We start from the raw sequence: 8,843 nt of genomic DNA, 5'->3' as shown, positions 1-8,843 counted from the left end.
CTCAGTGACTGGCGAACCAGTACTTCGTTTGGGGCAGGTTTTCTACCTTAACCGGCCAGTGGCTCAGAGTCAAACTCCGCATCTTCGGCCGATCTGCCAGGCGCTCCTCGTACAACCTCGTTGTCCCTGGTCCCTCCGGCTCGGCGTTTCCGCCTCGCTCCGGGCCCCTGGTCGGTGTCCGTGTCGCTCTGACGTTGAATAAGTTACGCGGCGGATAACGCTACGTCAAATCGCCACTTCGAGGCTATGTTTGCGCTGGTCAGAGGCTTGCAGACGGGCGATCCGGTGGGCCGGATCGCGAATTTGTGACCCAGCCCACCAAGATCAATTTCTGGCACCCCGCCGAACCCCTGCGAAATTGCGCTTTCCGCGTCGCAGCACCAGCCACTTACCGTGCAGGTAGTCGCTGGTTTCCGGGGTCCAATCCAGGTCCTTCACCCGCTCGTTGTTCACGGATGCTCCGCCCTCGTTCACGGTGCGGCGGGCCGCGCCACGGCTCTCACACAGGCCCGCGGCCACCAGAAGGTCGACGATCGTGTCCTGGCCGGGCACTACTTCCGCGACCTCGCCCTCGCCGGCGGCCTCGCGCACTGCGGCTGCCAGCGTCGGCTCGTCGAGATCGCGGAGTTCGGCGCGGCCGAACAGTGCCTGGCTGGCGAGTTGTACGGCGCGGGTGTTGTCCGCACCGTGCACGAGTGTGGTCATCTCGGCCGCCAGCCGGCGCTGGGCCTCACGGGCGTGCGGCCGTTCGACAGTCGCCACCTCCAGTTCGGCCAGCTCTTCCTGTTCCAGGAAGGTGAACCAGCGCAGGTAGCGGACGACGTCGGCATCGGCGGTGTTCACGAAGTACTGGAACCAGGCGTAGGGACTGGTGAGTTCCGGATCCAGCCACAGGCTGCCGCCGCCGGTGGATTTGCCGAACTTCTTGCCGTCGGCCGAGGTCACCAGCGGAACGGTGAGGGCGTGGACCGCTGCCCCGTCCACACGCCGGTTCAACTCGACACCGGCGATGATGTTGCCCCACTGATCCGAGCCGCCCACCTGTAGTACACAGTCGTGTGTGCGGCGCAGCTGCAGGTAGTCGTTGGCCTGCAGCAGCATGTAGCTGAACTCGGTGTAGGAGATGCCCTCGCCTTCGAGCCGCCGTTTGACGGTATCGCGGGCGAGCATCACGTTCACCGAGAAGTGTTTGCCGATATCCCGGAGGAAGTCGACGGCACTCAGCGCGCCGGTCCAGTCCATGTTGTTCACGATGAGGGCGCCGGTCGGCGAATCGTCCAGGTCGACGAACCGTTCGAGCTGGGAACGAATCCGGTCGGCCCAGGCGGCGACGGTATCGGCCGAGTTCATCGTGCGCTCGCCGACGTCGCGGGGGTCGCCGATCAGTCCGGTTGCGCCACCGGCCAGGACGATCGGCCGGTGCCCCGCTCGCTGGAACCGTTTGAGGGCCAGCAGCGGGACGAGATGCCCAGCGTGCAGGCTGGCGGCGGTGGGGTCGAAACCGGCATAGAGATTGCGCGGGCCGGTGGCCAGCGCCTCCCGGAGCGCGTCGAGGTCGGTGGACTGCGCGATGAGACCGCGCCAGGTCAGTTCGTCGATGATGTCGCTGCTCACGGGTTCATCTTCGCGTATTACCGCAAGCGCATTGCGGGCGGTGCGATCGGATGCCCGACCCCGCCTCAGGCCGATTCCTCGATACGTGGTGCGCGCGGGCTGCGGCGGTAGGTGGATACCGCGCGGGAGTGGTGCAACCAGAGCCGCCACGGGCGGTCGGCCTCGGTGCTGACTCCTACCCGCGGGCCGGCGAGGATCCGGGCCGGATCGGCGGGCGGGCCGAGTTCCAGCCGGATCACCGAATCCGGATCGAAGACATCGGTGCCGTAATCGTCCATATGGATTCCGAGGGCACTGCCCAGATTGCCGGGGCCGCGGGCCAGGTCGTCGGCACCACGGGCAGCCGGGCGGCGGGCACGGGCGATATCGTGGCCGGCGATGATCTCCGCGGATCGCAGGAGCACACCGGAGGCCACTCCGTCCGGCCCGCTGACGATATTCGCGCAGGTGTGCATTCCGTAGCTGCGATAGACGTAGAGCCTGCCCGGCGGGCCGAACATCGCCGCATTACGCGGGGTGCGGCCGCGCCCGGAGTGGGCGGCCGGATCATGCCAGGGGCCGGCCGGGTCACCACCATAGGCCTCGACTTCCACCAGGTAGGCGCCCACCGAGCCCGACCACAGGGTCGCACCGAGCAGGCGCCGGGCGGCGGTCAATGGATCAACAGCCAGTTCCTCGGCACTCACCCGAGGATTGTCGCAACCGGTGCGCGCCGACGGCGCCGGGGCCGGGTGTGCGAGCACCTCTTCCCGGACACGGACAACCTGGTTTCGCCGGCTGGACGGTGAGGGCGGTCGGCGCCGGACCGATCTCCAGCGTGCCGTTGTGTCCGCGGGCCAGGTGCCCCACGCTCTCGGCGTGCATTCGAATCGGGGGCGATACCGGCAGTGGAGCAGGACCTCCGAGCTCCTCCGCGTCCTGTCGACAAAGCAGTTCCGGCCGGGATGTCGCACCGGGTTGACGCGTTTCTTCCGTACAGGCCTTGCGGTGCGCGGCGTATGAAGCGAAGAATTCAACACACGATGAATTCCAACCGGATGAACAGGGGCCGCTCATGTCCGTGACCGGTACGCAGGACGCGGTGGAGGTACGGAACCTCACGGTGCGACGCGGTAAACGGGAAGTACTGCGCGATATATCGCTGACCATCCCGCGCGGCTCGATCACCGGGCTACTGGGGCCCTCGGGCTGCGGGAAGACCACCCTCATGCGCAGCATCGTGGGCACTCAGATCGTCACCGCCGGGCAGATCACGGCGCTCGGGGCACCGGCGGGCAGTGCCCGGTTGCGGCGGCAGATCGGTTACGTGACCCAGGCGCCGAGCATCTACGCCGATATCAGCGTCCACGAGAACGTCGCGTATTTCGCCGCGCTCTACGGCGCGGGCCGTGAATCGGTCGATGCGGCACTCGGCGCTGTAGGACTGTCCGACCATCGCGACCAGCGTGGCGACGAACTCTCCGGTGGACAGCGCACACGAGCGTCGCTGGCATGCGCGCTGGTCGCCGCACCGGAGCTACTGGTATTGGACGAGCCGACAGTCGGGCTGGACCCGGTTCTGCGGGTGGAACTGTGGAAACAGTTCCGAGAGCTGGCGGCCGGCGGTACGACCCTGCTGGTATCCAGCCATGTGATGGACGAGGCCGAACACTGCGACCGGCTACTGCTCATGCGAGACGGCCGGCTGCTGGCGCAGCAGAGCCCCGACGAACTGCGCGAACGCACCGGCGAGCAGAACCTCGAACAGGCTTTCCTCGCCCTCATCACGATGGGAGAACCGGCATGAGCGGATCGACCCCGGGCGACCTGGGGAAACATGCGGCCTCTTCTACCGAGAGCAGTACGGACGCCGCACCGGGACATCCCGCCCCCGCCGCACAGGTCATGGACCGCGGTACCGGGCCGCGGCCGCTCGCGGCGTATGCGGCGACCACCAGCCGGATCCTGCGGCAACTGCGCAACGATCACCGCACGATCGCGATGATCCTGGTGGTACCGGCGCTGCTGATGGCCCTGCTCTACTTCATCTACCAGGATGTACCGGCCACACCTCAGCAGCCGGTGAGCCTTTTCGACCGGGTCGGGATCAGCATGCTCGGGATCCTGCCGTTCATCGTGATGTTCCTGATCACCGCCATCGCCATGCAGCGCGAGCGCAGCTCCGGCACACTCGAGCGGCTGCTCACCACGCCGTTGAGCAAACTCGATCTGATCGGCGGGTACGGGACCGCGTTCTCCCTCGCGGCCGCCGCGCAGGCGGCCGTCGCCTGCCTGGTCTCGTTCGGCCTGCTCGGCCTGGACGCGGCCGGAAACCCCGGGTGGGTGGTGCTCATCGCGATGGTCGACGCGGTGCTGGGGGTCGCGCTGGGGCTTTTGTGCAGCGCCTTCGCGCGGACCGAGTTCCAGGCGGTGCAGTTCATGCCGGTTGTCGCGGCGCCGCAGATCTTCTTGTGCGGGCTGCTGGTGCCACGCGAACAGCTGCCCGATTGGCTGGAGGTGATCAGCAATGTGCTGCCGCTGAGCTACGCCGTCGACGCGCTGCACGAGGTATCGGTACACAGCAGCCCCACCGGGCTGATGTGGCGTGACCTGGCGATCGTCACCGGATTCGCGGCGGTGGCCCTGTGCCTGGGCGCCGCGACCCTACGCAGGCGCACCGCATGAGCGCCGCACCCGGTCACCGGTCCGCCCGGCCGGGACGCAGGCCGGGTACCTCGGATACCCGCGCAACGATCCTGGACGCGGCCCGGCAGCGATTCGCGAAAAACGGGTTCGACAAGACCTCGATCCGCGCGCTGGCGGCGGACGCCGGCGTCGACCCGGCCCTGATCCACCACTATTTCGGGACGAAACAGCAGTTGTTCGCGGCCGTGGTGGAACTACCGGTCGACCCGGAGGTCGTACTCGGCCGGGTCGATACGACCCCCCTGGATCAACTGGGCGAAACCCTGGTGGGCGCAGTGATTGCCGTCTGGGATTCGCCTGCGGGTACCGGTGCCGTGGCCCTGTTCCGCAGCCTCGTCGCAGGTGGTGACACCTCGCCGGCGCGGGATTTCCTGCTGTCGGTGATCTTCGAGCGGATTCGGCGGCGTATCGCCACGGATACCGACGACGGCCGGCTCCGGGTGGCGCTGGCCGCGTCCCAGATCATGGGCGTGATCATGTCGCGCAAGATCGTGAAGCTGGATCCGGTCACCGAACTGCCGCTCGACCGGCTCGTCGCTGCCGTCGGACCCACGGTGCAGCGCTATCTCACCGGCGATATCGGTGAGGTTCCGGCGGCGGGCGGCGCGGAATGAATGCCCGGTGCTATTCGCCGAACTGGCGCGCGAAATCGGCATTCTCGGTCTCGTCGACCGGGCGGGCCTCGTCGGCGAGCAGTACCGGGATCCCGTTGTCGATCGGATAGGCCACGCGCAATCGCGGGTTGTACAGCACGTCAGCGCCGTCGCCGGCGCGGACCAGGTGCAGTTGCCCCTTGTCCTGCGGGCAGGCCAGCAGGCTCAGCAGCGTGGGATCCAGAATGGTGTGCTCGGACATGGAATGGAAGCGTACCCGGCCACGGATCGAGCACCGGCGCCCTCCGATATCGCGCTCACACCGCAGGCCGGCGGAACGAGATGTACTGGTGGCCGAAGAAGGTGCCGGCGGCTACCGCACCCATGACCACCACGGCGGACAGCGCCCGCGGGAATCCGAACAGGTTCACGGCGACCTCGAGCAGCACCGCGTTGGCGACCAGACCCCCGCAGTTCACAGCGGCGAACCCGAGAAAATCACGGAGAACCCGCCCGCGGACCCGGAACACCAGTCGGCGGTGCAGGACGAACGCGACACCGATGCCGGTGCAATAGGCCGCAACGACCCCCACGGACGGCGGCACCGATTCCCCCAGCACCGCCAGCCAGGCGACGGTGAGCCCGATACCCATCACGGTATTCACGACCCCGACCATCGCGAATGCGATTTCCCTGCGCCGCACCAGACGAAGAAGCGCGCCCCGTCCATCGCCGCGGATCCTCCCCGCGCCGGTACCGGACAGCAATGCGGCCGGAACACCCGAGCGCCGCACGGCGTCGTCCGGTGGATCTCCCCACTCGGCTGCGACCCGCACCGGGCGCCCACCGGATGTTTCCGGCCCCTTCGGGAACTGGACCCCATCGACAGATCCCATGACGTGCCGGGAGTCCGCGGAGAGCCGGTCCGGCTCCTCGTGATCGCCGGGCCGGTGATGTTCGCGCGCGATACCGTCGTGGCCGGCGCCGTGAGCCGGGGTTTCGGTGTGCTCGCTCGTCATGACTTCGTTCCGGTCTCCCGTTCAGTGGGCGCTGGGCCGCTCGGCCGAGGGCCGCGCAGATGGACGCTCCGGATGTGTTCGTGTTCGAACCCGGCCTGCGGTGGATCGAGCAGACCGGCTTCTTCGATCGTGTGCGCACCGGCCGGCCGACGCCCGGGCACCCGCACCGCGGACTTCCCCTCCCGCAGGGAACGTCCGGCTATCACCCACAGCGGCGCGTACCGGGCCTCGGTGTCGCCGGTGTAGAAATGCCGGAGATTCGCCGGCAGCACCGCCGAATGGGCGGCCACCGCCCCCACCGCGCACATTCGACCCCACCGGAGCACATCCCGCCGATCATCGGCTCGACCATCCGCCACGGGTCCCAGACCCTACCGGCCGCGGTCCGGCAATCGACCGTAACGACGCATATCGAATCTGCCCGCACAGCGCCGGGTACACCTGCTAGAGTTCGCATTTCTCGGGCTCACCAGCGTCATCGAGACCCGGCACGCGTTATCCTCCGTCGAAAGTCGATCTCGCCAATGCCGTTTCCGCCCAGGTCCGTTTCCGTACCGGACACCCGCCGGCCTGTATCGGCCGGCCCCACCGACCACCCGGCTCCCGGGTCACCGTGGCCCCAGCCGGGCACGACATATCACCGACCGGATCCCGATTCGCCCGGAGTGTGCGGGGTTTCGGTTGTCGTACCGGTCTACCGTGGCGAACAGACTGTCGCCGGGCTCGTCCGGGAACTGGACGAATTCGCCACGACCACCACCACACCGGGCGGTCTGCGTTTCCGGGTGACCGAGATCGTGCTGGTGCACGACTGCGGGCCGGACGGATCCGATCTGGTTCTGCAGCGGCTGGCCCGGGAGAACCCGCTGGTACGGGCGATCTGGTTGAGCCGCAACTACGGTCAGGACGCCGCCACTATCGCCGGCATGGCGGCGGCGCGCGGCGACTGGATCGTCACCATGGACGAGGACGGCCAGCACGATCCGGCCTGTATCACCGAATTCCTGGATACGGCCTACCGGCAGCGCGCAGATCTGGTGTATTCGCGGCCCACCAACACCCGCCCGCACGGGCCGCTGCGCAACCTCACCTCCCGCGGCGCCAAACTCGTTCTCGCCGGCCTTTTCGCGTTCCCCGACTCGACCCGGTTCGAGAGCTTCCGGCTGATCCGGGGCGATATCGGGCGCCGCCTCGCCGAGGTCGCCGCCAACGGCGCCTATCTCGATGTCGCACTGACCTGGGTGGTCGGCCGGACCGCGACCTCTCCGGTGCGGTTACGCAGCGAGGGCCGCCCGGAATCGGGATACAACTACCGGCGCCTGTTCTCACTGTTCTGGAAGATGGTGCTGTGCACCGGAACTCGCGGCCTTCGCGTCGTGAGCCTGCTCGGGGTCACGCTGGCGGCAGCCGGCACGATCCTGGCCGCGGTGATCATCTGGTCCGCGGTGACCGGCGGCGACGGCAATCCCGAGGGCTGGGCATCGATCATCGTCGTGCTCCTGCTGTGTTCGGGCGCGCTGCTGTTCTCGCTCGGGCTCATCGCCGAATACCTCGGCGTGGTGTTGCACATCCTGGTCGGTAAACCGCTGTACCTCACCATCGAATCCCCGACACCCCGGCCGCCGGCCGATACCGCGCAGTCGCTCACCCGGCCGCGTGCCGAGGTGGCGGCCGGATGAGCGGGACGGCGACGGCCACGACAGCGCGACGTGACCACACCGCGCCCCCACCTCTCCGCGGCGACCGCAGCGACCGGATCATCTTCAGCCGGCCGTACCGGGCGTCCGCCGAACTGGCCAATGTGACCACTGTGCTCGAATCCGATCACTGCCACGGTGACGGCCCGTTCACCGCCGCCGCCACCGCGAAACTCGCCGAGATCACCGGCGCCCCGCATGTTCTGCTCACCACTTCGTGCACGCATGCGCTGGAACTGGGCGCCCTGCTGCTCGAACTGGGTCCCGGGGATGAGGTGATCGTGCCCAGTTTCGCGTTCACCTCCGCCGCGACCGCGTTCGCCGTACACGGCGCGACCTGTGTTTTCGTCGATATCGACGAGACGACCGGCAATATCGACCCGGCGGCCGCCGCGGCGGCGATCACCGAGCACACCAAGGCGATCGTGGTGATGCACTACGGCGGAGTGGCAGCCGATATGGCCGCGCTGGGCGATCTGGCGCGCGGGCACGGCCTGGCACTCATCGAGGACAACGCGCACGGCCTCGGCGGCACCTGGCGGGGCAAGGCCCTGGGCACGCTCGGAACCCTGGGCACCCAGAGTTTTCACGACACCAAGAACGTGCACTGCGGTGAGGGCGGCGCCCTGCTACTCGCCGACGACATCCTGATGGGGCGCGCGGAGATCATCCGGGAGAAAGGCACCGACCGAGCGCGTTTCCTGCGCGGACAGGTGGACAAGTACTCGTGGCAGGACATCGGATCCAGTTATCTGCCCAGTGAACTGAATGCCGCGGTGCTCGACGCGCAACTGACCGAATTCCATTCGATCCAGCGCGCCCGGCACCGCGTCTGGCATACCTACGCGGCCGGAGTGGCGTCGTGGGCGGCGAGCCAGGGCGTCGCGCCGATGGCCGTGCCGCCGGATCGGCGGCATACCGCCCACCTGTTCTATCTCCGCATGCCCAGGGAGGAGATCCGCGACGCATTCATCCGGCATCTTGCTGCGCGGGGCATCGTGGCCCCGTTCCACTACGTACCGCTCGACTCCAGTGCCGCGGGACTCAAATACGGTCGTGCGCCGGTCCCGTGCACCCGCAGCGCGCGGTTCGCGGCGACGATCGTCCGGCTGCCGTTGTGGCCCATGCTCACCCGCGGCCAGCTCGACCGGGTGCTCACCGCCGTCACCGAGTTCCGCTGCTGAGCGCCGGAGAGCAGCCGGCGCCGCTGGTCCCCGGCTCTACCGACCCCCGGG

At 68.2% G+C, this 8,843-nt stretch carries 10 protein-coding genes; 5 read left to right on the top strand and 5 right to left on the bottom strand.

Going from position 1 to position 8,843, the window contains the following annotated elements; translation table 11 throughout:
* Nucleotides 1-324 precede the first annotated feature (324 nt).
* The gene (gene tyrS, locus ON22_RS10370) at nucleotides 325-1,614 is read right to left on the bottom strand and encodes a tyrosine--tRNA ligase (RefSeq protein WP_033245242.1); all 1,290 of its coding nucleotides are present in this window, start codon (nucleotides 1,612-1,614) and stop codon (nucleotides 325-327) included.
* Between the two features lie 65 nt (nucleotides 1,615-1,679).
* Nucleotides 1,680-2,300, bottom strand: a complete 621-nt coding sequence (locus ON22_RS10365) for a DNA-3-methyladenine glycosylase (RefSeq protein WP_033245241.1) — start codon at nucleotides 2,298-2,300, stop codon at nucleotides 1,680-1,682.
* A gap of 368 nt (nucleotides 2,301-2,668) precedes the next feature.
* Between ON22_RS10365 and ON22_RS10360 the strand changes: the two genes are divergently transcribed.
* From ON22_RS10360 to ON22_RS10350, 3 genes are all read left to right on the top strand, one after another.
* Nucleotides 2,669-3,400: an ABC transporter ATP-binding protein gene (locus ON22_RS10360; RefSeq protein WP_033245240.1), complete on the top strand. Its 732-nt coding sequence runs from the start codon at nucleotides 2,669-2,671 to the stop codon at nucleotides 3,398-3,400.
* A 98-nt stretch (nucleotides 3,401-3,498) separates the two neighbouring features.
* Nucleotides 3,499-4,278: an ABC transporter permease gene (locus tag ON22_RS10355; protein WP_033245494.1), complete on the top strand. Its 780-nt coding sequence runs from the start codon at nucleotides 3,499-3,501 to the stop codon at nucleotides 4,276-4,278.
* Nucleotides 4,275-4,913, top strand: coding sequence for a TetR/AcrR family transcriptional regulator (locus ON22_RS10350; RefSeq protein ID WP_033245239.1), 639 nt, complete (start codon nucleotides 4,275-4,277; stop codon nucleotides 4,911-4,913). Before ON22_RS10355 ends, ON22_RS10350 begins: the two co-directional genes overlap by 4 nt.
* Before the next feature lie 10 nt (nucleotides 4,914-4,923).
* Here ON22_RS10350 and ON22_RS10345 read toward each other — a convergent pair whose 3' ends face one another.
* From ON22_RS10345 to ON22_RS10335, 3 genes are read right to left on the bottom strand one after another with little or no spacing between them, the layout of a single operon-like run.
* A complete protein-coding gene (locus ON22_RS10345) occupies nucleotides 4,924-5,154 on the bottom strand; it encodes a Trm112 family protein (protein ID WP_033245238.1) in 231 nt (76 codons plus the stop codon).
* A gap of 55 nt (nucleotides 5,155-5,209) precedes the next feature.
* Nucleotides 5,210-5,911, bottom strand: a complete 702-nt coding sequence (locus tag ON22_RS37395) for a GtrA family protein (RefSeq protein ID WP_231508655.1) — start codon at nucleotides 5,909-5,911, stop codon at nucleotides 5,210-5,212.
* The gene (locus ON22_RS10335) at nucleotides 5,908-6,201 is read right to left on the bottom strand and encodes a hypothetical protein (RefSeq protein ID WP_156052352.1); all 294 of its coding nucleotides are present in this window, start codon (nucleotides 6,199-6,201) and stop codon (nucleotides 5,908-5,910) included. The genes ON22_RS37395 and ON22_RS10335 overlap by 4 nt, the downstream gene beginning before the upstream one ends.
* A 375-nt stretch (nucleotides 6,202-6,576) precedes the next feature.
* Here ON22_RS10335 and ON22_RS10330 point away from each other — a divergent pair, with 375 nt between their 5' ends.
* Both ON22_RS10330 and rffA read left to right on the top strand, forming a co-directional pair.
* Nucleotides 6,577-7,590, top strand: coding sequence for a glycosyltransferase (locus ON22_RS10330; protein ID WP_051157400.1), 1,014 nt, complete (start codon nucleotides 6,577-6,579; stop codon nucleotides 7,588-7,590).
* On the top strand, nucleotides 7,587-8,792 hold the full coding sequence (rffA, locus tag ON22_RS10325; protein WP_081595467.1) for a dTDP-4-amino-4,6-dideoxygalactose transaminase: 1,206 nt from the start codon (nucleotides 7,587-7,589) through the stop codon (nucleotides 8,790-8,792). The genes ON22_RS10330 and rffA overlap by 4 nt, the downstream gene beginning before the upstream one ends.
* The last annotated feature ends 51 nt before the right edge of the window (nucleotides 8,793-8,843 follow it).

Origin of the sequence: Nocardia carnea NBRC 14403, assembly GCF_000308515.1 — a bacterium.
Taxonomy (GTDB): domain Bacteria; phylum Actinomycetota; class Actinomycetes; order Mycobacteriales; family Mycobacteriaceae; genus Nocardia; species Nocardia carnea.
The sequence above is the reverse complement of the archived record's forward strand: the minus strand, read 5'-3'. Positions and strand labels throughout refer to the sequence as shown.